Raw genomic sequence first — 24,611 nt, forward strand, 5'->3', positions numbered from 1 at the left:
AGGCTGCCTGATGGGTTGAACCATGAGTACATGGCTCAACCGGGGCGCCTCCGGAGGCCTGGCAGGGGCCTGAAGATTGAAAGAATCAAACCGCAGCCAATCCACTTAACTCAGGTCGATGCGTGTTCAGACGACCGGAGCCGGCTCTCTGCGACTCGCTTTCGACAGCGTCAACAAGCAAGGCGGCGTGAATGGCAATACCTTCACGCTCGTGCGTGCCGACGATCACAATGAGCCCGCGTCCACCGTCGAGCAGACGCGCAAGCTGGTCGCGGAGCAACGCCCGCTCGTGCTGGCGGGCTACTCCGGCAGCCGCAATCTGGCGGCGCTGTTGGCCTCCGGCATTCTGGACCAGCAGCGCCTGGCGCTCGTGGGCTATCGCACCACCGGGATTCCGCCCTCGCATCCCCTGCTGTTCAACGTGAGGGCCGACGTCCGTGACGAGTTGGCCAAGCTCACCGAGCACTTGGCGACCCTGGGCATCACCCGGCTTGGCCTGCTCCACGAGGCCGGGGCCGACGCAGTGGTCGCCGCGGCCGACGAGGCGGCTGGTCGGGCAAGGGCCGCCTTCGTCATTCGCGCCTCTTATGCACCGGACAGCAGGAGCGCCGGGGCCTTGGTGGCGGCCTTTCTCAAGACCCCGCCGCAGGCCATCATCATGGTGGCCAACGGCACCACCACGGCGGCCTTTATCGAGCGTTACCGAATGGAAGGAGGCGCGGCGCAACTGTTCGCGTACTCCGGGACAGACATCGAGCAGCTGTCCCAGCGGCTGGGCGAGGAGCAGATGAAGGGCATCGTCATCTCGCAGGTCACGCCGAACCCCTACAAGACCAACAGCCGCCTCGCCCGGGAGTTCGCGGAGGTCACCAAGGCGAACAAGCTCGACATGCCCATCAGCTACGTGATGATGGAGGGTTACATAGCAGGCCGCGTGATCATCGAGGCAGCGCGGCGGCAGGGACGAACACCCACGCGCGAAACAATGACGGCCGCGCTGAACGCCATGAACGACTACGACCTCGGAGGTTATGCCGTCGGGTTCAGGCCAGGCGCGAGGGCCGGCTCGAAATATGTCGAGCTGTCGATCATCAGCAGCGAGGGCAAGATCCAGCAATAGTGCGCCTCGGCTTTGATGTGCGGCACGTCATTCAGGATAGGAGTCCCTTCGTTCCGTCAAACTCGCCCCGGGGCAACCCATCAGGAACGGTGGAGAACTTCTCTTCGCCCTTGGCGTGCCTAAGGCGCTGTCGCCGTGCGAAGTTGCACACATTTGTATTGCCTGCGGCGATGGCGTTGCATACCCGCTCGTGCGAGCAGGTCAAACCAGTAGCCGGCGGGCTGGGTTTTGCGCCACTCGGCACCGACTCGGCATCCCGCCATAGGCACCTGTCTCGGTCTGGACTCGAATGACAATTATGTTAATCGGGCTTGTGTCGCTCTGCGAGCGGCGACTGAACTGAGCAAGGAGGCGCAAAGAGTCGGCCACCTCCATCTAGCGCTATTTCCGCGACAACATGGATGAGCCCATCGGCAACCTGGCTGCGGGCGCGCTCCTGGGGTTCTTCCTCGAGGAAGTCCCCTGTGATCTACAACTGCGCGGCGTCGGATGTGCAGGAGCGGCTTCAGGCACGCGTTTCGGAGCTCGACTTTGAAGTCCATGAAGAAGAATCCAGTACTGACGCGAGTACGAGCACAAAGGGCTGGAACACCGGTAAGAGATCCCGGCACCCCACCTCAAGCCGTGCGCCGGTACACGAGCGTTCCGATGTGCAACTGTTCCTCCGACCCCTCCTTCACCACCCGAAGCTCGACCAGATCGCGCCCGGCGTTGACCGGAACCTTCACGGTCATGCCGGCCTCGTTGTCGTCGATCACGCGCAATAGCTGCGCACGCCAAGGCTGATCGTCGATCCACACGACGTAGCCAGGCCGCTCGGCCATGGCACCGATCGAGCCGGTTCTCGGCATGAGCTTGCCTTCGATCGATTGCGGATCGTCGTTGATGCAGCGCCACCGGCTGCCCAGCCGTTCTTCCCAGGCGCTCGCCAGCGGCGCGGACATCTCGGGCAGCCATTCCCCCTCGGGTACCTCCCCCCAATACAGGCGATTGGGTGGAAGCAGACGCTGGATCAGGTAGCGATGCCCCCGCACTTCGGAGAACATGTAGCAGTTGCCGCTGGCGCCGTCGGACCACCACCGGCCGTCGGTGCGCAGGCGAAGGCCTGTCCGCACGACGGTCCAGCCTGACGCGCTCCAGCCGTTCAGCGTCAGGGAGCCATCGCCCGCGTCCAGCACCTGCAGCGGCTTGTCGTAGTTGGCGTAGATGCCGGGCAGCGCCGAAGCGTCGATGGCAGTCGAGGCAACCGCAGGCACGGTGGAGACGATGGCCGACGGCATGGAGCGAATCGCGCCGCGCTCGGTCGCCGCGCGCAGCAGCAAGCCCTCGCACAGAGAGCGCGGGTCGTACTCGAAGCCATTGCCGCTCACCAGCACGGCCAGACGCGCTTCGGGCAGCACGAAGAATTCGGTACTGAAGAAGGCAGTGCCGCCGTTCTTGCCCCAGGCGTTCAATCCACCGGCCGCCAAGCCCATCTGGGCCACCGTATCCCAGCCCAGTCCGTAGCGCGATGGGGATGCCGTGATGGGGTTGATGGGCGTCTTGGCACTTTGATCGACGGCCATGTCCCGCAAGCCGCTTTCGGACACGATGCGCCGGCCTTGGTAGACGCCACCGTCCATGATCATCCGCGCCAGTTTCATCATGTCGGCCGGTGTGCTCATCGTGCTGCCGGTGGCGTGGGCCGCCATCATCTCTTGCGGCAAAGTCCGGCCCTCGAAGTTCGGATGCACGAAGCTGCCTTCGGAGGCCGGCGTCAAGGGAAACTCGGTGAGCGTCATGCCCAGGGGATCGAACAGCTCGCGCTGCACGAACGCCGGATAGCTCAGGCCGGTGAGTTGGAGTGTGAGCAACTCCACCATCGTGAAGCCGTCGTTGCAATAGACCGTGAGTTCGCCGGGATCGTGCTTCAGGCGTGACTGTTGCAACGCTTTCAGGGTGTCCTGCGCGTAGCCGGGAATGGGCGCAAAATTGAAGACGTTGCGGCGGTTGAAGCCGGGCACTCCCGAACTGTGAGAGATCAGGTGGCGCACGGTGATCTTGCTGTAGTCCGGCGAGCGCATGCTGAAGGACGGCAGCAGTTCGGCCACCGGCTGATCGAGTGACAGCTTCCCCTGGTCACGCAGGATCATCACGGCCAGTGCCGCAAAAACCTTGGCGACCGAGCCGATGTCGAAGCGCGTATCGACGGTGGCCCGACGCCCGGACTCGCGATTGGCGTAGCCGAAGGCCTCCTGCCAGACCACGCGGTCACCGGCGAACATCGCCACGGAGATGGCGCTCAGGTCGACGTTGCTTTGCTTGAGCGCCGCGAGGATGCCCTCCCGCATCCATTGCACCGATCCGAGGTCGGTGGTCGAGGTGGACGTCTGCGGCAATGTGATCCCCTCGCTGGAACCGCCGCCGCAAGCTTGCAACCAAGGAGCGGCAAGCGCTGCCGCGCTCGACTGCATGAGAGAGCGGCGAGAAGGCCCTGCTTTTTCCACATCGGAGCGCGAAGTTGTTCTTGTGTGCATGGGAGTTCCCAGTGAATGACGGACTTCGCCGTACCCTTCCAATATTCAGTCGTTGCGCTAGCGACTCTGGGGCCGCGCATTGCAGGCTCGACCATGGTGAAGCCATCGTTGCAGTAGACGGCCAGTTCACCTGGTTCGTGCTTCAGGTGCGACTGCGTCAGCGCAACGCAACGGACACGGCGGTGGTGGCGCTTTCGCGTCGGCGCAGCGCCGCTTGAATGGCCTCGCGGCACCAGCGCACCGAATCGGGATCAGCCTGGGGCTTCGGGCTGCCGCGGCGCTGGAGCCGCCTCCGCCACAGGCGTGCACCAGTGGCGCCGCCAGACCGGCGGTCGCCCAGGCGGCGTAATAGTCGAAAGGGTTCGGTTGCATCCTCATCGGCTTTCGTGTCGAGTTGCTGGCCTGGACGTGCCTAGCTACACGTCGGACGAAACGGATTCTGAAGTCAACGATGCGTCAGTGACATCATTTGTTGCACTTGAAATATTGATGGAATGTCTCTATCTGCAAGCACCCTCCCATCTTCCCTATCAGTGGATCGGCCAAGCTGCGGCCGGGCGCGATTCAAAGCAGTGCCACGGCCCGCGCCGCATCCAGACCGGCGATGGCCGACAGCGCAGCGTCGCGTTCGACCGGATTCGCATCGTCCTGGCTCAGCACGCGGTGCGCGGCCACCCAACCCTCGACGGCCAACGTCGGGTCCCAGCGGTCCAGGTCGTGGCGTCGGATCTGCTCGACGATGCGATGCGCGAAAGGCGCCGGCACGCGTCCTTCGCGATAGGCGCTGAGCAGCTGGCAAAGGGCGATCTGTGCGCGCAAGCGCGCGGGCGCATCGGGTGCGCGGTCGATCGTCCGCTGCACCAGCGTCACGGCCGCTTCGAGCTCCCCGTTCGCCGCGAGCGCTCGCGCCTTCGCCATGGCGGCGCCGAGGCCGTTGTCCTTGGACTTGGGAGTGTCGCCTTCAGGCGCAGCAGGCACCTGGACGAGCGTGCCGACCCATTCGAGGGTGCGTGCGCTGGCGAATGGGAGGCCGCTCGCGAACGACAGCGATTCCAGGCTCGGCAGGCGCTGAAGCAATTCGCGTGTCGCTCGTTCGACTTCGCCTCGAGCCGCCGCGCCCGACTCGCCCAGACGTGCCAGTCCGGCGGCGCACAGCGCCTGCAGGTCCAGCCAGAAGGGGAAGGCGGGTAGCTGCGTCTCGGCAAAACGTATGGCATCTTGCGGCTCCGGGTCTTCCTCCTGCATGCGCTGCAGCGCCATGACCACCTGCGCGATGGGTGGCGCGATCTTGGTCAGACCGTTGTCCGCGGGCGGCAACGCATCCAGGCCGCCCCAGTTGACGAAGCGGCTGACGCGGTAGGCGCGGGCGTCTTGAATGTCGGCCGCCATCATGGCGTCGGCCAGCTGGTTGAGGTGGTCGAGGGCGAGCCCCAGCGCCGCTGCCATATCGCCGGCGGGTGCCGCGAGCGCGGCAAACGCGGGAGGCGCGGGAGCGCCACTCGCCGCCGAGACCGGCGCGGATGCCGTGGGGGCGGGGGAGAGGACCACTGTCGGCGCTTCCTCCGCCACCGGTATCTTGTCGAGCAGGCTCAGCAGCTTCAACATCGACGGTCCGTCCTCGTCCTTGGCGCGTAGGTGATCGTCGAGGCGCCGCGCTCCGGCAAGAAGTTCGGCGACCAGGGCCGCGGGCTGTGGATCGAGTCCGATCCAGTTCAGTTCTTCGGCCGCGAGCACGGCGCGGTCGAGCAGCCACTCGATCGCGTTGCGGCGTGCCCGCAACCGCGCGACGGGCGGATACAAGGTGTCCCAGAAATGTTCGACCATGTCGCCCATCACCTGCAGCCCCATCGCCAGGCCGGGCAAGCCGTCGCCTTGCAGCAGCGCGCCGCCGAGATAGCTCGCGACCAGCAGATCCTTGCCCTTATCGGCCAGCAGCTGCGAAGCCAGTTGCCCGACGCGCTGCCAGTCGGTCTGGCCATCGGCGCCCGGGTCCGACATCTTTCCGATCTCGAGCTGCAGGGCCTCGAAGCGCGGGTCTTCGCGCACCTCGCTGCCCGCGGGCCGAACGGCATTGACGGGCTGCCGTCCGATGCCTTCCAACAAGGCGGTATCCACGTCTCGTTTCTCCTGCTGTTGGTTGTCCGGGTCTGGCGCGCGGCTCAGTCCCAGAGCGCCTCCACCGACAGCGCATCGAAGTAGTAGCCGACGCCACGTTCGGTGCGCAACAGCGCGGGTTGCTTGGGGTCGGCCTCGATCTTGCGGCGCAAGCGCAGCATCTGGACGTCGATCGACCGGTCGTAGACGTCGTCGAAGGCGCGGGTGCGTTCGATCAGCTGTTCGCGCGTGACGATCTTCCTCGGCGTGCCGAGGAACAGGACCAGCATGTTGAACTGGCTCGGCGACAGCGAGATGTCGCGCCCGTCGGCCGCGCGCAGGCGGCGCGTGTTGAGGTTCAGCTCCCAGCCGTCGAAGCGATAGGCGCGCGGGTGCTTGCCGCGCGTGACCGGGCTGCGGACCGCATCGGTGCGCCGCCACACGGCGCGCATGCGCGCCAGCACCTCGCGCAGCGAGAAGGGCTTGACCACGTAGTCGTCGGCGCCCAGCTCGAGTCCCATGACGCGGTCGGCTTCTTCCTGGCGGCCGCTCATGCAGATGATGGGAAAGCGATGCTCCTCGTGCCAGTGGCGCGCCAGGTCCACGCCGTCGCCGTCGGGCAGGCCGAGGTCCAGCAAGGCCATGCTGTAGTTGCGTTGCGCGGTGGCGTCCAGCGCCTCCTTGACGCTGCGGGCCTGGTCGCTTTCGATGCCGTGGCCCGCCAGGTAGCTGCTCAAGAGGCTGGCCAGCGAGCCGTCGTCATCCACGATCAGGACAGGTCCGCGGGGTTGCGTGTTCAAGACGTCGACTCCTTCATACGAATCGTTGCTTTCTTCAAGAGGCCGGGCCGGTGCCGTCGAAGACGGGCACTGCGAGGTGGAACACGGTGCCGCGGCCGGGCGCGGTGAGCATGCCGACGAAGCCGCCATGCCCGCTCGCCACGCCGGCTACGATCGCCAGGCCGAGGCCCGAGCCGCCCTGCGCGAAGCGGGTGGAATAGAACGGATCGAACAGGTGCGGCCAGTGCGCGGCATCGATGCCGGGGCCGTCGTCGGCGACCTCGACCCAGCCCAGCTCGCCCTGCCGGTCGCCCAGCTGCAGGTCGAAGCGCGTTTCGCCCGCCACCCCGGCCGCGTGCGTGCCGACCGTCAGCGTGACGCCGTGCCGCGCCGCCTGTGTCGCGTTGCGCAGCAGGTTCTGCACGGCGCGCAGCAGCTGGCCGCGGTTCGCCAGCACCTTCGGGGCGGCAGCGCCCGGCAGCGGTCTGCGCGACAGCCGGATGCGGCTCGGGCACAGGGGGCGCGCCATCTCCAGCACCTCGTCGACCAGCTCGGCCAGATCGACGCAGCTGCGTGCGGGGTCGCCTTGGCGGGCCGCTAGCAGGATCTGCTGCGTCATGTCCATGCCGCGCTCGGTCGCGCGCTCCAGCTGCGCGAGCTCGGCCTGGCCGGGGCTGTCCGGCGGCATGCGCTCGCTCGCGATCTCGGCGCAGGCGCGGATCGTGCCCAGCACGTTGTTGAAGTCATGGGCGACGCCGCCGGCCAGGAAGCCCAGCGATTCGAATCGGCGCGCCTGGTCGAGCCGGGCGGCGAGCCGCTGGCGCTCGCCGATAGTCACGGCCAGCAGCAGCGATAGCACGGCGATGCCGATCAGGTCGACCTGCAAGGCCCAGATGCCGTAGCCGTATTCGACGTAGGGCCCGAAGCCGGCGAGCGTGATGGCGATCATGCCGATGGTGATCGCCGCGTTCAATTGGGCCACCAACACCATGCCGCTGCGCACCGCCGCCCAGCACAGCGGCAAGGTGAGCGCGGCGCGGATCACCTCGTCGTGCATGCGCGGCACCAGCGCCAGGCCCATGCAGGCGAACGCGGCCAGGATCGGCAGCCAGTTGCCGCGGTCGCGGAAGACCGTGGTGGCGGCCGCCGTGTCCCAGGTCAGCAGGGCCGGCACCAGCGTGAGCATGGCCATCGCGTGGGCGACGTAGATGCGCGGCCATTGCGCGGCCCAGTCGGCTTCGGTGCCCCACCACAGCAGGGCGCTCATGAGCACCGACAGCAGCAGCGACAGCGCCACCGGCAGTAGCAGCGTGAACAGCAGCAGTCGGCGCGACGAGTCCAGCTGGCCGTCGGGCGCGATCCAGCGCCTGCCGAGCCAGGCGCCCAGTGCCACGCCGAGCAGCCCGAGCGCCACCAGCGCCGGATCGAAGGCCTGCGGCGCCTGCCGGCTGGTCGTGCCCACCCAGGCCAGCGTGGTGGCCGCGACCAGCAGGTAGATCGGCCATTCGCGCACTCGGCGCCGCCACAACAGCGCAACGCCCAGCGCCGGCGCCGGCCACGCCAGCGTCGACAGCGATTGACTGGCCGCGATGTCGAGGCCGGGATGGACTGGAAAGTAGTAGGAGAGCCCCAGCAGAAAGGCAACGCCCGCGCAGCCGACGACCCCGCCGACCTGACTGGCGCGGGCGGCGGGGCCGAATGCATCGCCAACGGCAACGCCGCAAAAGTCGGAGGGGAGGAGGCCGGAGTCTGGCGACGGCGAGTCTTTCATCTGTAACGAATGCCTTTCCCGCGACTCTAACTGCCACTGACACAATCTTGCGATAAATGAGACGGGTGGACAAAAGATTGAGATGAACCGACTAACGCGGAAATACTTTTTAACCTGAAACTCTGCCGCGTGCCGGTAGGTCGGCCAAGCCGCTCAAAGGCAGCGGTGGGCAGTCGCGGAAAGCCGCTGCGGCGATATCGATTCGCCCCAAAAGCGCGATTGTCGAGGGATTGCAGTTAATCAATTTCCAGGAGTATCCGCATGGCATCCGATGGGTCAGTCGCTCCCAAAGAGCGCGTCAATATCGTCTATCGCCCCGCCATCGGCGATGCGCAGGCCGAAGTCGAATTGCCACTGAAGCTGCTCGTTCTGGGCGACTTCACGCTGCGCGCGTCCGACCAGCCGGTCGAGGAGATGAAGCCGGTCTCGGTCGACAAGGACAACTTCAACGATGTCCTGAAGGCGCAGAAGCTCGAACTCAACATCGGCATCGAGAGCAAGCTCGACCCGAACGCCGAGGCAGGCACGCAGCTGCCGGTCAAGCTGGCCTTCGAATCGATCGACGATTTCTCCCCCGACGCGATCGTCGAGAAGGTTCCGGAGTTGCAGCAGCTGCTGGCCCTGCGCGACGCCCTCAAGGCCCTGAAGGGCCCGCTGGGCAACATCCCCGACTTTCGCAAGCGCGTGCAGGAGCTGGTCCTGGACGAGCAGGTGCGCGCCCGCCTGCTGAGCGAACTCGGCATCCAAGAGAAATAACCGAAAGCAGTCCATGGAAGAAGAACAAGTCCAGCCAGGCGCCGCCGCGCCTGCCGCCGCCGCGTCCTTGTTGGACCAGCTCGTGGAATCCGCCCGCGTCAAGCCGGGCGACGATGCCTATCCCATCACGCGCCAGGGATTGCAGGCCTTCATCTCGCACCTGCTGGAGCCGCAGAACGCAGTCGAGCGCGTGACGCAGGCGACCGTCGACGACATGATCGCGGGGCTCGACCAGAAACTCTGCAGCGCGGTCGACGCGATCCTGCACAACCCGGAATTCCAGGCGATGGAATCGGCCTGGCGCTCGCTGAAGTTCCTGGTCGACCGGACCAATTTCCGCGAAAACGTCAAGATCCAGATCCTCAGCGTCAGCAAGCAGTCGCTGCTGGAGGACTTCGAGGACGCCGCCGACGTGACCAAGTCGGGGCTCTACAAGAATCTCTACACGGCGGAATATGGCCAGTTCGGCGGCCAGCCCTTCGGCGCCATCGTGGCCAACTACGAATTCGGCCCCGGCGCCCAGGACGTCAAGCTGCTCCAGTACGCGGCCAGCACGGCGGCCATGGCCCACACGCCCTTCATCGCCTCGGCCGGCCCGCAGTTCTTCGGCATCGACACCTTCGAGCAGTTGCCGAACCTGAAGGACCTGTCGTCCGTCTTCGAGGGGCCGCAGTTCGTCAAGTGGAACGCCTTCCGCGAAAGCCAGGACGCGCGCTATGTGGGCCTGACCCTGCCGCATTTCCTGCTGCGCACGCCCTACGGCGCCGACACGGTGCCGAGCAAGAAATTCAACTACCAGGAGAGCGTGGCTGGCGGCAACAGGGATTTTCTCTGGGGCAACGCGGCCTTTGCCTTCGCTTCCCGCCTGACCGACAGCTTTGCCGACTACCGCTGGTGCGCGAACGTGATTGGGCCGCAGGGTGGCGGCACGGTGTCAGACCTGCCGATCTACTCGTACGAGTCAATGGGCGCGATCCAGAACAAGATTCCGACAGACATCCTGATTTCGGAGCGGCGCGAGTTCGAACTGGCCGAGCAGGGCTTCATTGCGCTGACGATGCGCAAGAACAGCGACAACGCCGCCTTCTTCTCGGCCAATTCGGCCCAGAAGCCGAAGTTCTTCGGCCAGAGCAAGGAAGGCAAGGAGGCCGAGCTCAACTACAAGCTCAGCACCCAGCTGCCCTACATCTTCGTGGTCAGCCGGCTGGCGCACTACATCAAGGTGATCCAGCGCGAAAACATCGGGATGTGGAAGGAGCGGGCCGACCTCGAGAAGGAACTCAATCTCTGGATCCGCCAGTACGTGGCAGACATGGACAACCCGGCCGAAGGCGTGCGCAGCCGCCGGCCCCTGCGGCAGGCGGAAATCAATGTGGTCGACGTCGAGGGAGAGCCGGGCTGGTACCGGGTCGACCTCAAGGTGCGGCCGCATTTCAAGTACATGGGCGCATCTTTCACCTTGTCGTTGGTCGGCAAGCTCGAAAAGAAATAGCCGCGACAGGTGCGGCGGCCCGATCGATGTTGCCACGGTAACTTGATGACGGCCAAGTGAAATTTTCGGGTCATGCCGCCGACCCACAATTGACTCCAACGCAGCCAATGAATAGCCCCAGGTTGCGACGAAGAATTCCGAGTCGGATTTTCTGAGTTGAAATTCTTTCCCGGGGCTGAACCAACGGCAATTCAATTGCCACAACGAAAGATCAGAAATGCCGATGCCGTGCTACATGACCCTTGAAGGCCAGAACCAAGGGAAGATCGAAGGCTCCACCAAGGTCAAGGGCCATGACGGGAAGATCCTGGTGCAAGCCGTCGAACACACCATTGAGATCCCGAAGAGCCCGCAAACGGGCTTGCCGACCGGCAAGCGCGTCCATGGCCCGAGCATGGTGACCAAGGAAATCGACAAGTCGTCGCCGAAGCTGTTCCAGGCCCTGACCTCGGGCGAGCAGATGAAGTCGGTGGTGCTGGAGTTCTACCGGATCTCGCCGAAGGGCACCGAGGAGAAGTACTACACCGTCAAGCTCGAGAACGCGATCCTGACGAGCATCCGCTCGTGGACGCCGAACTGCCTGAACCCCGACAACAAGCAGATGGGGCACATGGAAGACGTGGCCTTCACCTACGAGAAGATCACCTGGACCTTCGATCCGGACGGCATCGAGGCCGAAGACTCCTGGTTGGCACCGAAGTCCTGATGGACGGGGAGCGATGACTTTCCGTGAATGAGTTCCGCTTGCTCGAACGCGTGGCCCGCTGGGAAAGCGGCACCGCGCGCAGCAACGCCACACGGGCGTCATTGCTCATCGACTCGGTCATCGCGCATCTGCGCTGCATCCTGAACACGCGCCAAGGCAGCGTGCCGCTCGATCCCTTGTTCGGGGTGCCGGACTTCACCAACCTGGCCGGCGGCCTGTCGGCCGGGTCGGTGCGCGACATCGAGATCTCGATCCGCCAGGTGATCTCGCGCTACGAGCCCCGCCTGCGCGCGCCGCAGGTGGTCTTGCGCAGCGACGCCGGGGACCCGATGTCGCTGCGCTTCGATGTCGATGGCCGGCTCGACGTCGACGGCCAGGACATTCCCCTGCACCTGTCGACCATCGTCGGCAGCAACGGCAAGGTCAGCGTGCCGGACCATGCCTTGAGGCGGTGAACGCCGCGCGCCCCGACGCTTTTCGTTGTCATGAGCAAAGCCACTTTCCTTCGCTACTACCAGGACCAGCTCCAGCAACTGCGCGAGCTGTCGGTCGAGTTCGCGCGCGCCAATCCGGCGCTGGCGCCGATGCTCGCCGAGCCCTCGAGCGATCCGGACGTCGAGCGCCTGCTCGAAGGCGTGGCCTTCCTCAACGGCCAGACGCGGCAGAAGCTCGACGACGAGTTTCCCGAGTTGATGCAGGAGCTCGCCAACCAGCTGTTCCCCCATTACCTGCGACCGGTGCCGGCATCGACGCTGGTAGTCTTCGAGCCCAAGGGCCTGCTGACCGAGCCGATGCAGGTGCCCGCGGGCAGCGAGCTCGCCTCGGTGGCGCTCGACGGCACGCGCTGTCGCTTCCGTACCAGCCATGCGCTGCAGGTCGAGCCGCTGGCGCTGCGCGGCTTCGAGCTGATGCAGAACGCCGGCCGGGCGCCGGCGCTGCGTCTGGACTTCGCCCTGCAGGGCATCGATCTGACGCAATGGGAAGGCGACGCGATCCGCCTGTTCCTTGGCGCGGGCTATGCGGAAGCCAGCAACCTGCTGTTGCTGCTGATGACCCGGGTCACCCAGGTCGAGGTCGTGGCCGGCAGCCCGCAACAGGCTGGGGCGCGCTTTGCGCTCGGGCCGAAGGCGCTGCGCTGCGCCGGCTTCGACCACGAGATGCTGGCCTATCCCGATCATGCCTTTCCGGGCTTTCGCATCATCCAGGAGTTCTTCGCGCTGCCCGAAAAGCTGCTGTTCGTCGAACTCGCCGGCTTCGAGCGCTGGCGCAGCACGCGCAGCGGCCCGCAGTTCAGCGTCTGGCTGACGCTGACCGATATGCCCGAGTGGATGCCGGAGCTGCGCGAGCACAGCCTGCAGCTGAACGTGGTGCCGGTGCTCAATCTGTTCGAGCACGCCGCCGAGCCGATCCAGAACGAACATCGCACCAGCGAGTACCGGGTGCGCCCCGAGAACGAGAAGAAGGGGCACTACCAGATCTTTTCGGTCGATCGGGTGTGCGGCTACGTGCAGGGCGCGAGCGAAGAGCGCCGCTATGCGCCGTTCGGCATGGCCGCCTTGCCGGGGGCCTCGGCCGGTGCGCAGGCGAGCTACACGCTGTCGCGCCGGCCCGCGACCGTGGGCCGCGGGCACGACCTGTTCCTGTCGATCGCCACGCCGCCGCAGCAGGCGCTGGCGTCCGAGACGCTGTCGATCACGCTGACCTGCACCAACCAGGACCTGCCCGAAGGCCTGAAGCTCGGCGACGTCAGCCAGCCCACCAGCAGCTCGCCGGAGCGGCTGGCGTTCCGCAACATCCGGCCGGTCACGCCGCAGCTCAACCCGCCCGCGGACGAGCATCTGCTGTGGCGGATGATCTCCCACATCTCGCTCAACTTCCTGTCGCTGGCGGACGCCGCCAACCTCAAGATGATGCTGGGGCTGTATGTCTTCTCCGAACGCCAGGACCATGGCCGCGAGATCGCCAACCGGCACCGCGTCGCCGGCATCGAATCGCTCGCCGCCGAGCCCGAGACCCGCCTGATGGGCCGCCGCATGCTCAGCGGCCAGCGGCTGCGCCTGGTCTGCCGCAGCAGCCACTTCGCCAGCCTCGGCGGCCTCTACGTGTTCGGGTGCGTGATCGAGCGCTTCCTGGGCGACTATGCCGCGATCAACGCCTACACCCGGCTCGAACTCCGGGACAGCGACAGCGGGGCCGTCTTCGAATGGCCGGCGAGACTGGGGCGGCAATGCCTGCTCTGAGGGACGAACTGCTGGCGCATGGCGCCCGCTACGGGTATTTCCAGGCCATCCGCCTGATGCGCCGCGCCGGCGCGTCGCAGATTCGGGTGCGGGCCAACCTGAGCCTGGGCTTTCCCGACACCGACATCGACCGCATCGAGCCGATGCCGGGCCGGATCGCCGGCGGCGACGACGCCTACCGCATCACGGCCAACTTCTTCGGCCTGTACGGCGTCTCGTCGCCGCTGCCGACCTTCTATTCCGAGGACCTGCTCGACGACCAGCGCGAAGGCCGCCATGCCCGGCGCGAATTCTTCGACATCCTGCACGCGTCGCTCTATCCGCTGCTGTTCGAGGCCTGGCGCAAGTACCGGCTGCAGCTGCGGGCGGTCGAAGAGAACGATGACGATGCGCTGGACATGCTGTACGCCTTTGCCGGCCTGGGCTCGGCACCGCAGCGCGACAGCCTGCCCGGTGCCGGCGGCCTGCTGCGCCACTTGGCGCTGTTCGCGCAGCGCACCCGGTCGGCGCTCGGCCTGCGGACCCTGCTGGCGGACGCCTTCGCGCCGGCCGCGGTCGAGGTCGAATCCTGCGTGCCGCACTGGATGCCGATCCCGCCCGACCAGCGCATCCGGCTCGGCGAGCAGGCCCACCGGCTCGGCGAGGACTGCCCGCTCGGAGTCCGGTTCGAGGACTGCGACAACCTGGTGCGCATCGTGATCGCCGATCTGCCCCCGGCCTTGTTCCAGCAGTTGCTGCCGGGTGCCGACGGCCATCGATGGCTGCAGTTCCTGGTGCGCTTCTATCTCACGCGGCCGCTCCAGGTGGCGATCGAACTGCGGCTGAAGAGCCAGGGCGGCGACGCCCGCCTGGGCGACGCGGCCTGGTCGCGCCTCGGCCTCGACACCTGGCTGCCGCAGGCGCAAGGCGAACTTGCCTCGCCCGTCAGCTTCCGCCTGCCCGAACAACTCACGACTTCCACAAGGACATCACCCCATGCTGCTGGTTGACCTCAAGCCGCTCGTCGGCCGCCTCGATGGCTATTGCAAGGCGTCGCTCGAGAACGCGGTCGGGCTCTGCGTGTCCCGCGGCCACTACGAGATCACGGTCGAGCACCTGTTGCACCGGCTGCTCGACGAGCCGCAGGCCGACCTGCCGCTGCTGCTGCGCCAGAACGGCGTCGACGCCGGCACGCTGCGCCAGGGCATCGACCGGGTGCTGGAGGACATGCGCACGGGCAATGCCGGCCGGCCGGCCTTCTCTCCGCTGCTGCTCGAGCTGCTGCAGGACGCCTGGCTGCTGGGCTCGGTCGACCTCGGCCAGTCGCTGATCCGCTCGGGCGCGGTGCTGGCCGCGCTGGTGGCGCGCGCCGGCTTCTATGCCGGCGGCGGCCTCGGGCCGCTGCTCGCGCCGCTGGCCAAGGACGCGCTGCTGGCGCAGTTCCCGGCCGTGTGCGCCGGCTCGATCGAGGGCCACCCGGCATCGGCCCCGGGCGGCGGCGAGCAGCGCGCCGCAGGCGGTGCCGCCGCCGGCGGCGCGATCGCCAAGTACTGCGAGAACTTCACCGAGAAGGCGCGTGCCGGCCAGATCGACCCGGTGTTCGGCCGCGATGCCGAGATCCGCCAGATGGTCGACATCCTGGCGCGGCGGCGCAAGAACAACCCGATCTGCGTCGGCGACCCGGGCGTCGGCAAGACGGCGGTGGTCGAAGGCCTGGCGCTGCGCATCGTCGAGGGCGACGTGCCCGACATGCTCAAGGACGTCAGCCTGCTGGGCCTCGACATGGGCATGCTGCAGGCCGGCGCCAGCGTCAAGGGCGAGTTCGAGAACCGGCTCAAGGGCGTGATCGAGGAAGTGAAGGCCTCGGCCACGCCGATCATCCTCTTCATCGACGAGGCCCACACCCTGATCGGCGCCGGCGGCCAGGCCGGCACCTCCGACGCGGCCAACCTGCTGAAGCCGGCGCTGGCCCGCGGCGAGCTGCGCACCATCGCCGCCACCACCTGGGCCGAGTACAAGAAGTACTTCGAGAAGGACGCCGCGCTGGCGCGCCGCTTCCAGCTGGTCAAGCTCGACGAGCCCGACGTCGCCACCGCGGTGCAGATCCTGCGCGGCCTGCGCGACCGCTACCAGGAAGTGCACCAGGTCGCGATCCGCGACGATGCGATCGTCGCCGCGGCCGAGCTGTCGAGCCGCTACATCAGCGGCCGCCAACTGCCCGACAAGGCGGTCGACCTGCTCGACACCGCCTGTGCGCGGGTCAAGGTGCTGCGCAACGCCAAGCCCGACCTGCTCGAGAACCTCGAACGCCGCATGCAGGCGCTGGAGCGCGAGAAGCGCGGCCTGCGGCAGGATGCCGACAACCGCCAGCCGGTGGAGGCGCAGCGCTTCGGCGACATCGATGCGCAGCTCGACACCCTCGCCACCGCGGCCGAAGATCTGCGGGCCCGCTGGCAGGCGCAGCGCACGGCGGCGCAGGCCCTGCTGGAGGCGCGCGGCGCATTCGGCGCGGCGCGGCGCGAGGCGGTCGACGCGGGCGCAGACACCGCGTCGCCGGCGCTCGAGGCACTGGACGATGCGGTGCTGCAGGCCGAGCGCGCCTTCGTCGAGGCGCAGGGCCGCGAGGCGCTGGTGCGCATCGACGTCGATCCGGACGTCGTTGCCAAGGTGGTCTCGGACTGGACCGGCGTGCCGGTCGGCAAGATGCAACGCGACCAGGCCAGCACCGCGCTCGGCCTGGCCGATGCCCTGAAGCGCCGCATCCGGGGCCAGGACGCCGCGCTCGACCAGGTGGCGGAGATCGTCAAGACCGCGAGCTCGGGCTTGAACGACCCGCGCCAGCCGCTGGGCGTCTTCCTGCTCGTCGGCCCCTCGGGCGTCGGCAAGACCGAGACCGCCCTGGCCGTGGCCGACCTGCTGTTCGGCGACGAGAAGTCCACCGTGGTGGTGAACATGAGCGAGTTCCAGGAACGGCACAACGTCAGCCGCCTGATCGGCTCGCCGCCCGGCTACGTGGGCTACGGCGAAGGCGGCCTGCTGACCGAGGCGGTGCGCCAGCGGCCCTACACGGTGGTGCTGCTCGACGAGGTCGAGAAGGCCCACCTGGACGTGCTGAACCTGTTCTACCAGGTGTTCGACAAGGGCATGCTGTCCGACGGCGAGGGCAAGGAGATCGACTTCGCCAACACGGTGATCTTCCTGACCTCGAACCTGGCCACCGACGTCATCACCGAGATGACCCGCGACGGCGAGCGGCCCGACGCGGCGGTGCTCGCCGGCGCGATCCGGCCGCTGCTGTCGGCCCACTTCAAGCCGGCGCTGCTGGCGCGCATGACCATCGTGCCCTATGCCACGCTCGACGCCCAGGCGCTGGGCGGCATCGTGCGGCTCAAGCTCGAGCGCATCGTCCAGCGGCTGGCGCGCAACAACAAGATGCGCTTCAGCTACGCCGAGGCGGTGGTCGAGCGCATCGCCGCGCGCTGCACCGAGGTCGAGACCGGCGCCCGCAACATCGACTTCATCCTGCGCGGCAACGTGCTGCCGCTGATGTCGCAGCAGATCCTGCAGCGCATGGGCAGCGGCGAGCCGGCCGCGGCCGTCCATCTCGATGTCGACGCCGAGGGCGAGTTCGCCGTGAGCTTCGCCGGCGACGCCAGCGCCTGATCCGGAACGCCATCGCCATGAGCACCGTCGCCCAACGCCTTCCCGCCGACCGCCGCTTCGAGTTCAGCAGCGACGCCTGTCCGGCAGACACCTTCGCCGTGGTGCGGATGAGCGGCGTCGAGGCGATCTCGAAGCCGTACCGCTTCGAACTGGTGCTGGTCTCGGACGATGCGGCGATCGACTTCGCGAAACTGGTCGGCGCCGGGGCGCAGCTGCGCATTCTCGCGCCCGATGACATGACCCGCGCCACGCCCTACGCGGGCATGCTGGCCGAGTTCGACCAGCTGCACCAGGCGGGCGGCTTCACCTTCTACCGGGCGGTGCTGGTGCCGCGGCTGTGGCAGCTGTCGCTGTACCGCAATTCCGAGGTCTACCTCAACGAGCAGACGATCCCGGACATCGTCGAAGGCCTGCTCGCCGGCGCCCGCTTCAGCGCCAGCCGCGACTACACGCTCAAGCTCAAGGGCACCTACCGGCCGCACAGCTATGTCTGCCAGTACCAGGAGACGCCGCTGGACTTCGTCTCGCGCTGGCTCGAGCGCGAAGGCATCTACTACCACTTCGAGCAGGCAGATGGCGTCGAGCGGCTGGTGCTGCTCGACGACAGGTCGGCGCAGCCGGCACAGGCGCTGGCGGTCAACTACCGGCCGGCCGACGAGTTCGACGTCGGACGCGCGCCCGATTCGGTCCAGGCCTTCGTCTGCCGCTCGCGCATGCTGCCCCGTACCCTGGTGCTGCAGGACTACAACCACCGCCGCGCCAGCGTGCCGCTGGAGGTCCAGGCCGAGGTCTCGGCGAGCGGCCTGGGCGAGGAGATGCTCTACGGCGAGAACTTCCGCAGCGAGGAAGAAGGGCAGCGCTACGCGACCCTCCGCGCCGAGGAGCTGCGCTGCGGCGCGCGCGTGTTCAGCGGCGAGGCCACGGCGGTGGGCCTGCGCAGCGGCCACTTCATGGACCTGTCGCATCACTACCGTGAAGACTTCAACGGCCGCTACCTGGTCACCGAGATCAGCCACGAGGGCTCGCAGGCCGGCGCGCTGCTGGCTGGTTTGAAGACACCCTTCAACGAGGGCGAACGCGAGACCACGCGCTATCGCAACAGCTTCGTCGCGCTGCCCGCGGCCACGCAGTTCCGCCCCGCACGCACGACGCCCAAGCCGCGCGTGTCCGGCACGATGAATGCGACCATCGACGCCGAGGGCAGCGGCGAGTACGCCGAGCTCGACGAGCACGGCCAGTACAAGGTGCAGATCCCCTTCGACCGCACCGAGAAGGGCGCGGCCAAGGGCTCGCGGCCGATGCGCATGGCCTCGCCCTATGCGGGCAGCGACCACGGCATGCACTTTCCCCTGCACAAGGGCGCGGAGGTGCTGCTGTCCTTCATCGACGGCGATCCGGACCGGCCGGTGATCCTGGGGGCGGTGCCGAACTCGGCCAACCCGAACGTGGTCAATCAGCGCAATCCGCACGACAACCTGATCAGTACCAAGGGCGGCAACCAGCTGCGCATGAGCGACACCAAGGGCAAGGAGGTGATCTGGCTCAACTCGCCGTTTCACAACAGCAGCATCGGCATCGGATCGATCCATCCGGATGGCGGGGGCAGCATCTACGAGGCGACCGTCGGAGGCAAGGACGCGGTGTCCTTCGGCAACAACAACGCGATGAGCTTTGGCTCCAAAAACACGTTGTCCCTGGGCACCGAGGCCAGCCTGGCGGCGTCGTTCGCCAACAGGGTGACGATGGGGACGTCGCTGTCGGTCAATTTCGCCACCGACATCAAGTGGAACATGAACGCCGTGCCGTGGTCGGACATGGTCAAGAGCGTCACGATCGACGACACGGACGTGGTGACGCTGAAAAAGTCGTTCAGCAGCAATGCCCTGGACAGCGTCACCCTCACCGCGGGCGCGCGCACGGCCTCCGCTGGCCAGCTGGCGCTCGACACCGAATTGAATATCTTGCGCGGCGCCATTTCTGGCTACACGGCACTCAATCTGGCGCAGTCCACCGTCTTCGGCATGGCGGTCAACGGCTCGGCCGGGGGCGTGCTGACGCCCGAACAGAAGCGTGCCGATTCGTCGAGCCCTTCCCAGGCAGGCGGCTTCATGGGCTGGCCGGGCATCGTGACCAAATTCGGCACCGATGCCATCTTGAACGGCGTAGCCCTGGTGCTCATTCAGGAGCGTGCACAGGCGCTCGCGTCAAAGATCAAGGCGCTCAAGAACATGAGCCGCATGACCCTGAACGACAAGGGCGTCATTCAAACGATCAACGAGGGTGCCGACGACGTGGGACGGATTGCGCTGACGCCCCAGACTGGCATCGAAATGGTTGGCGATGAATTCAGCGTCGTGAGCCGCGCAAGTGCCAACATCACGGCTGCGCAGGGCGTGTGGCTGACTTCGCCGCACATCTTCCTGGCCAACAAGACCAGTTCCGCATACGTCTGGATCCACGACAGTCCGGAACAGGTGGAGCTGGGCGCGGCTGGATCAAAGCTGGAGCTGAAAAAAGGAGTCGTCAACCTTCAATCCGAAGCGATCAGCATCGGCAATCCCTCTGTGCCGAACCCCCTCCACGCGACCTTGACGCTTCAAAAGGTGGCGGCCAGGGAAGCGTGTGACTCGGCCTGGCGCGCCTATGCTGCGGAGACCATCGGTACACCCGGGGCCGACATGGCGTTCAAGGCGTTGCAGTCGACCGTGGCGAGTCTCAATGCCATCCAGAAGCAGTTGACAGAAGTCGATCCGACATTGGACGTACCGGTGCTCAATGGCTTGAGGGTCGACAACGAGAAGTCCTTGCTGAGCTTCCTCGCCTCATCGGTCAAGGCAGCGGGTGATGGCGTCACGATCGCTTGCGGGAGCGCGGTCTTCAAGGTGGACGCCATGGGCCTGAGCGGCACTGGCCCGCTGATCAAGCTGGGATGATTCCGTGAGCACCATCGCCCAGCGCCTGCCCCCCGATCGCCGCTTCGAGTTCGCCAGCCAGGCCTGCCCGAGCGACACCTTCGCCGTCGTCCGCATGAGCGGCTTCGAGGCCATCTCGCGGCCGTACCGTTTCGAGCTGGTGCTGGTCTCGGACGATGCGCGCATCGACCTGGCGCGGGTGCTGGCGGCCAAGGCCGAACTGCGCATCCTCGCGCCGGACAACCACGGGCAGGCCACGCCCTACGCGGGCATGCTGGCCGAGTTCGACCAGCTGCACCAGGCGGGCGGTTTCACCTTCTATCGCGCGGTGCTGGTGCCGCGGCTCTGGCAGCTGTCGCTGTACCGCAATTCGGAGGTCTACCTGCACGAGCAGACGATTCCCGAGATCATCGAAAGTCTCCTCAAGGCAGCCAAGCTGAGCCCGACCAACGACTACACGCTCAAGCTCAAGGGCAGCTACCGCCCGCGCAGCTACGTGTGCCAGTACCAGGAAGCGCCGCTCGCCTTCATCTCGCGCTGGCTGGAACGCGAGGGCATCTACTACCACTTCGAGCAGGCCGATGGCGTCGACCGGCTGGTGCTGCTCGACGACAGGGTGGCCCAGCCGGCCGCTGCGCTGGCCGTCAACTACCGGCCCGCCGACGAGCTCGACGTCGGGCTCGCGGCCGATTCGGTGCAGGGCTTCGTCTGCCGCACCCGGCCCTTGCCGAAGACGCTGGTGCTGCAGGACTACAACCACCGACGCGCGAGCGTGCCCCTGGTGGCGCAGGCCGAGGTGTCGGCCAGCGGCCTGGGCGAAGAGATGTTGTACGGCGAGAACTTCCGCAGCGAGGAAGAGGGGCAGCGCTACGCGACCCTCCGGGCCGAGGAGCTGCGCTGCGGCGGGCGCGTGTTCAGCGGTGAAGCCACCGCGGTCGGCCTGCGCAGCGGCCATTTCATGGACCTGTCGCACCACTACCGCGATGACTTCAACGGCCGCTACCTGGTCACGGAGATCACGCACGAGGGCTCGCAAGCCGGCGCGCTGCTGGCCGGTCTGAAGACGCCCTTCAACGAGCGCGAAGGGCAGACCGTCTATCGCAACAGCTTCGTTGCGCTGCCGGCGGCCACGCAGTTCCGGCCCGCGCGCACGACGCCCAAGCCGCGCGTGGCCGGCACCATGAGCGCCACGGTGGACGCCGAGGGATCGGGCGAGTACGCCGAGCTCGACGCGCACGGCCAGTACAAGGTGCAGATCCCCTTCGACCGTACGGAGAAGGGCGCCGCCAAGGGCTCGGCCCCGGTGCGCATGGCCTCGCCCTACGCGGGCAGCGAGCATGGCATGCACTTCCCGCTCCACAAGGGCACGGAAGTGCTGCTGTCGTTCGCCGATGGCGACCCGGACCAGCCGGTGATCCTGGGGGCGGTGCCGAATTCGGTCACTCCGAACGTGGTGGACCAGCGCAATCCGCACGACAACCTCATCAGCACCAAGGGCGGCAACCAGATGCTGATGAGCGACGTCAAGGGCAAGGAAGTGATCTGGCTGAACTCGCCCTTCCACAAGAGCAGCATCGGCGTCGGCTCAGTCCACCCCGAAGGCGGCGGCAGCATCTACGAGGCCACCAGCGGCGGCAAGGACTCGGTGTCTTTCGGCAACAGCAACTCGATGAGCTTCGGGCCGGCGAATTCGCTCTCGCTCGGCACCAAGGCGTCGATCGGCGCGGCTTTCTCGAACGACGTTTCCATGGGTACGAAGATCGCTATCGATGCGTCTTCCAGCATCAGCTGGAAGGCGAATTTCGGGACGCTTCCAGCCATTGCAGCCCTGGGGTTCGCGGGCACGGACGGTCTCAAGAATATATCGATCGACGACTCCGACAGCCTCAGCCTGAAGCGTTCGTTCGGCGGCAAGTCCAACAAGACTGCAAAGATCCAGGCCGGGGCGTTCGAGGACGAGGCCACCGCCGCCGCGCTCGAGACTTCCAAGCTGAAGCTGCGCGCGATGATCGCCGGCTACACGACGCTGAACTTTGCCCAGTCGGCCATCTTCAGCATGGCGGTGAACGCGAGCGCCGACGGCGTTTTCCTGGGGCCGAAGGAGAAGCAGGCCAAGAAGGATCAGGACGCCAAGGACCTCAAGTTCGCCGATGCAGAGGCCAAGAGCAAGGCAGCCGACAAGGAGGAACTCAAAAAGAAGTCGCCGCCGGGCGACGTCGCTGCCGAGGCCGCCAAGGGCGCCCAGGAGATCGTCGATTGGAAGAAGGCGGAAGAAGGCAAGATCGACACGAAGTACGAGGGAAAGAACAGTCCCGCCGACCAGGCAAGCAAAAAGGCCGAAAAGGACGCGTTGGAGAAGCAGTCACCGCCGGCCGACATGGCCAGGCGCGCCGATGCGGCCGCGGCCTGGCGGCTGGCGGAAGAAAAGCAGATCGACGACAAGTACAAGAACCGTGCCGCCGAGCAGGCCGCCCCTTCGAACCCCGGTCGTCAGACGCTGCAGGGCTGGCCCGGCATCATCGGCAAGTTCGGGCTGGATGCGGTTTCCAACGTGGCCGTGATGGCCATGATGCAGGCCTATGCCCGCACGCTCCAGGCCGAGATCGACGAACTCAAGCTGATGAGCGAGATGACCCTTGGGGTGGACGGCATCACGCAGACGGTCAATGGCGACGACGCGGGCCAACCCTTGGCCCGGCCTTTGCTGCCGCTCGATACCCGGTGCGAATTCGAGATGTCACCTTCGAGGGGCGTGAGCATCAAGGCGGGCGACAGATTGAATTGGGACGCGGACCCCCCCATCGGGGGCACCATCAGTCTGGCGTCCCGTCTGGTGAGTCTGAGCGCTGGCACTGTCAGCGTCGATGCGGTGACCGGAACCGTGGGCCAGGTCATCAACCAGAAATTCGTGGGCTTCTCTTGGGACGACGACCTGGCCACCTTGGGCGCCAAGGGCTCCTTTGTCAAGGCAGAGGCAGGTGTCCTGACTTTGAGCGCTCCGACGATCAAGATCGGCAACATGGCGAAGGTCGATCGCCTGGCGGCAGCCAACGCAGCGCTGGCCCTGGCGAAGGGTGAGGTCAAAGCGGCACGGGCCTTGTGGGTCGCTGCGGCCCAGGCCCAACGAAAAGCACTGAAGGCCGCTCGTTTCGCGGCAAATTCCAGTGGGCTTGCCGTACCTCGAGCTCTGGCCGACGACGATGCAGCCTCCGTTGCCGTCAAGGATGCAAAGTTGGCTTACCACGCAGCCTTTCGAAAGCAGGACAGTGCCAAGGTGGAGCAAATCGCCGCGACGGCTGCACTCGACGCCACGCCATTGACCAGAGGGATCAGCATCGACGACAGCTCGGCTTCGTTGACCTTCGGCACCTCCGGGTGGAAGGCGACGGATGCAGGCCTCGAGATGAAGTGCGGCAGCGCTTCGGCAAACTTCCAACCGGTAGGCGTCACTATCGAGGGTGGCCTGATCAAGCTGGGCTGAACCGACCATGAAGATCATCAAGCCCGACCCCATGGCCGTCGTCCATCGCGCGCTGCGCCTGCAAGGACAGGACCGCCTCTGCGTGGGCCTGATCGCGCTGTTCCCGCTGGCATCGCCACGCCTCGACGCGCTGCGCCCCGAGACCGAACTCTGGCAGCGGCTGCCGCAGGCGCCCGGCGCGCCGGCGGTGCTCGACGAGGGCTACCCCAAGCCGAAGGCCGAGTTCCTGCTCTATGGCGAGGCCTGTGCGCCGGGCGGCAAGGCGGTGACCGAACTCGCGGTGCGCGTGCGCCTGGGCAGCCTGGACAAGCCCTTGATCGTCCACGGCGACCGGCAATGGAGCGCGCTCGGCACGCTGTCGGCGGCGGCGCCCTTCACGCGGATGCCGATCGTGCCGGCCACCGCGTTCGGCGGCCCGGGCGATGAAGCGAATCCGCTCGGCAAGGCCGCGCCGGCCCTGCCCAACGTGGAAGACCCGCGCCATCCGATCACCTTCAAGGGCGACCACCCCGCACCGGCCGGCTATTGGGGCGTCGACAGCGGCGCGCCGCAGCGCCAGCGCCACCTGGGCGCGGTCGGCAAGCCCTGGCTGCAGAAGACCTGGCCGCACCTGCCCGAGGACACGGGCGGCGACTACTTCCAGAGCGCGCCGCCGGACCAGCGCCTGGCCGGCCGCTTCGCCGGCGACGAGGCGATCGAGCTGAGCCATCTGGATCCCGAGCAGCCGCGCAGCGCGAGCGCGCTGCCCGCCTTGCGCGGACGCTGCTTCGCCCTGCGCGGCAAGGGCGCGCAGGCCGTGTTCAAGGAGATCGAGACCCATGCCGAAACGGTCTGGCTGATGCCGGGCCTGGGCCTGGGCGCGGTGCTCTACCGCGGCACGCTCGCGGTCGACGACGAGGAGGCGCAGGACGTGGCCTGCGTGGTCGCGGGCTGGGAGCCGATGCGCGACGCGCCCTTGCCGGAGGCCCACTACCGCGACCAGTTGCCTGCGCCGGCGCCAGCGGGGGAGGGCGCAGCCGCCGCAGCCAAGGCGGCGGCCCCGGTGGCCGCACTGGCGGGCGGCGTCGCGGGCGCTGCGGGCCTGCCCGCGGCCGCAGCGTCC

At 67.0% G+C, this 24,611-nt stretch carries 15 protein-coding genes and 1 pseudogene; 12 read left to right on the forward strand and 4 right to left on the reverse strand.

The genetic code is table 11. The annotated features are described in order from the left end of the window. Window positions 1-118: 118 nt before the first annotated feature. Both AC1DF3_RS34365 and AC1DF3_RS34370 read left to right on the forward strand, forming a co-directional pair. The gene (locus AC1DF3_RS34365) at window positions 119-1,120 is read left to right on the forward strand and encodes an ABC transporter substrate-binding protein (protein ID WP_478142441.1); all 1,002 of its coding nucleotides are present in this window, start codon (window positions 119-121) and stop codon (window positions 1,118-1,120) included. A gap of 379 nt (window positions 1,121-1,499) precedes the next feature. Continuing rightward, a pseudogene (locus AC1DF3_RS34370) lies at window positions 1,500-1,671 on the forward strand (DUF2164 domain-containing protein); the annotation flags it as partial. 66 nt (window positions 1,672-1,737) lie between these two features. Here the strand turns inward: AC1DF3_RS34370 and AC1DF3_RS34375 are convergent. From AC1DF3_RS34375 to AC1DF3_RS34390, 4 genes are all read right to left on the reverse strand, one after another. Beyond that, a complete protein-coding gene (locus tag AC1DF3_RS34375) occupies window positions 1,738-3,573 on the reverse strand; it encodes a serine hydrolase domain-containing protein (protein ID WP_478142443.1) in 1,836 nt (611 codons plus the stop codon). 627 nt (window positions 3,574-4,200) lie between these two features. Beyond that, a complete protein-coding gene (gene tssA / locus AC1DF3_RS34380; RefSeq protein WP_478142444.1) occupies window positions 4,201-5,751 on the reverse strand; it encodes a type VI secretion system protein TssA in 1,551 nt (516 codons plus the stop codon). A gap of 44 nt (window positions 5,752-5,795) precedes the next feature. After that, window positions 5,796-6,530 (reverse strand): response regulator, encoded by a 735-nt coding sequence (locus AC1DF3_RS34385; protein ID WP_478142445.1) that lies wholly within the window; start codon window positions 6,528-6,530, stop codon window positions 5,796-5,798. Between the two features lie 34 nt (window positions 6,531-6,564). Continuing rightward, window positions 6,565-8,280 carry an ATP-binding protein gene (locus AC1DF3_RS34390; protein ID WP_478142446.1) on the reverse strand — a complete coding sequence of 572 codons (1,716 nt, stop codon included), beginning with the start codon at window positions 8,278-8,280 and terminating at the stop codon, window positions 6,565-6,567. A gap of 261 nt (window positions 8,281-8,541) precedes the next feature. Between AC1DF3_RS34390 and tssB the strand changes: the two genes are divergently transcribed. From tssB to AC1DF3_RS34440, 10 genes are all read left to right on the forward strand, one after another. Then, window positions 8,542-9,036, forward strand: a complete 495-nt coding sequence (gene tssB, locus AC1DF3_RS34395) for a type VI secretion system contractile sheath small subunit (RefSeq protein ID WP_478142447.1) — start codon at window positions 8,542-8,544, stop codon at window positions 9,034-9,036. Window positions 9,037-9,049: 13 nt separating this feature from the next. Further along, window positions 9,050-10,528 carry a type VI secretion system contractile sheath large subunit gene (gene tssC, locus AC1DF3_RS34400; protein ID WP_478142448.1) on the forward strand — a complete coding sequence of 493 codons (1,479 nt, stop codon included), beginning with the start codon at window positions 9,050-9,052 and terminating at the stop codon, window positions 10,526-10,528. A gap of 217 nt (window positions 10,529-10,745) precedes the next feature. Beyond that, window positions 10,746-11,234 (forward strand): Hcp family type VI secretion system effector, encoded by a 489-nt coding sequence (locus AC1DF3_RS34405; protein ID WP_478142449.1) that lies wholly within the window; start codon window positions 10,746-10,748, stop codon window positions 11,232-11,234. 23 nt (window positions 11,235-11,257) lie between these two features. Beyond that, window positions 11,258-11,689: a type VI secretion system baseplate subunit TssE gene (gene tssE / locus AC1DF3_RS34410; protein ID WP_478142450.1), complete on the forward strand. Its 432-nt coding sequence runs from the start codon at window positions 11,258-11,260 to the stop codon at window positions 11,687-11,689. A gap of 30 nt (window positions 11,690-11,719) precedes the next feature. After that, window positions 11,720-13,474, forward strand: a complete 1,755-nt coding sequence (gene tssF / locus AC1DF3_RS34415) for a type VI secretion system baseplate subunit TssF (RefSeq protein WP_478142451.1) — start codon at window positions 11,720-11,722, stop codon at window positions 13,472-13,474. After that, entirely contained in the window at window positions 13,462-14,463 is a 1,002-nt protein-coding gene (gene tssG, locus AC1DF3_RS34420; protein WP_478142452.1) for a type VI secretion system baseplate subunit TssG, read from the forward strand. The genes tssF and tssG overlap by 13 nt, the downstream gene beginning before the upstream one ends. Beyond that, complete coding sequence (gene tssH, locus AC1DF3_RS34425) at window positions 14,450-17,116, forward strand: type VI secretion system ATPase TssH (protein WP_478142453.1); 2,667 nt, start codon at window positions 14,450-14,452, stop codon at window positions 17,114-17,116. Before tssG ends, tssH begins: the two co-directional genes overlap by 14 nt. A 17-nt stretch (window positions 17,117-17,133) precedes the next feature. Continuing rightward, a complete protein-coding gene (locus AC1DF3_RS34430; RefSeq protein WP_478142454.1) occupies window positions 17,134-20,049 on the forward strand; it encodes a type VI secretion system Vgr family protein in 2,916 nt (971 codons plus the stop codon). Window positions 20,050-20,053: 4 nt separating this feature from the next. Continuing rightward, window positions 20,054-23,509, forward strand: coding sequence for a type VI secretion system Vgr family protein (locus AC1DF3_RS34435; protein WP_478142455.1), 3,456 nt, complete (start codon window positions 20,054-20,056; stop codon window positions 23,507-23,509). Between the two features lie 7 nt (window positions 23,510-23,516). Continuing rightward, on the forward strand, window positions 23,517-24,611 hold a 1,095-nt coding region (locus AC1DF3_RS34440; RefSeq protein WP_478142456.1), incomplete at its 3' end, for a DUF2169 family type VI secretion system accessory protein.

It is taken from the genome of Variovorax sp. 10N432 (assembly GCF_056394465.1).

Coding starts and splice junctions, on each gene's coding strand:
- AC1DF3_RS34375 (WP_478142443.1), bottom strand. CDS start 3,573: ATGCAGTCGAGCGCGGCAGCGCTTGCCGCTCCTTGGTTGCAAGCTTGC.
- AC1DF3_RS34430 (WP_478142454.1), top strand. CDS start 17,134: ATGAGCACCGTCGCCCAACGCCTTCCCGCCGACCGCCGCTTCGAGTTC.
- AC1DF3_RS34405 (WP_478142449.1), top strand. CDS start 10,746: ATGCCGATGCCGTGCTACATGACCCTTGAAGGCCAGAACCAAGGGAAG.
- tssB (WP_478142447.1), top strand. CDS start 8,542: ATGGCATCCGATGGGTCAGTCGCTCCCAAAGAGCGCGTCAATATCGTC.
- tssC (WP_478142448.1), top strand. CDS start 9,050: ATGGAAGAAGAACAAGTCCAGCCAGGCGCCGCCGCGCCTGCCGCCGCC.
- tssG (WP_478142452.1), top strand. CDS start 13,462: ATGCCTGCTCTGAGGGACGAACTGCTGGCGCATGGCGCCCGCTACGGG.
- AC1DF3_RS34390 (WP_478142446.1), bottom strand. CDS start 8,280: ATGAAAGACTCGCCGTCGCCAGACTCCGGCCTCCTCCCCTCCGACTTT.
- tssF (WP_478142451.1), top strand. CDS start 11,720: ATGAGCAAAGCCACTTTCCTTCGCTACTACCAGGACCAGCTCCAGCAA.
- AC1DF3_RS34365 (WP_478142441.1), top strand. CDS start 119: ATGCGTGTTCAGACGACCGGAGCCGGCTCTCTGCGACTCGCTTTCGAC.
- tssH (WP_478142453.1), top strand. CDS start 14,450: ATGCTGCTGGTTGACCTCAAGCCGCTCGTCGGCCGCCTCGATGGCTAT.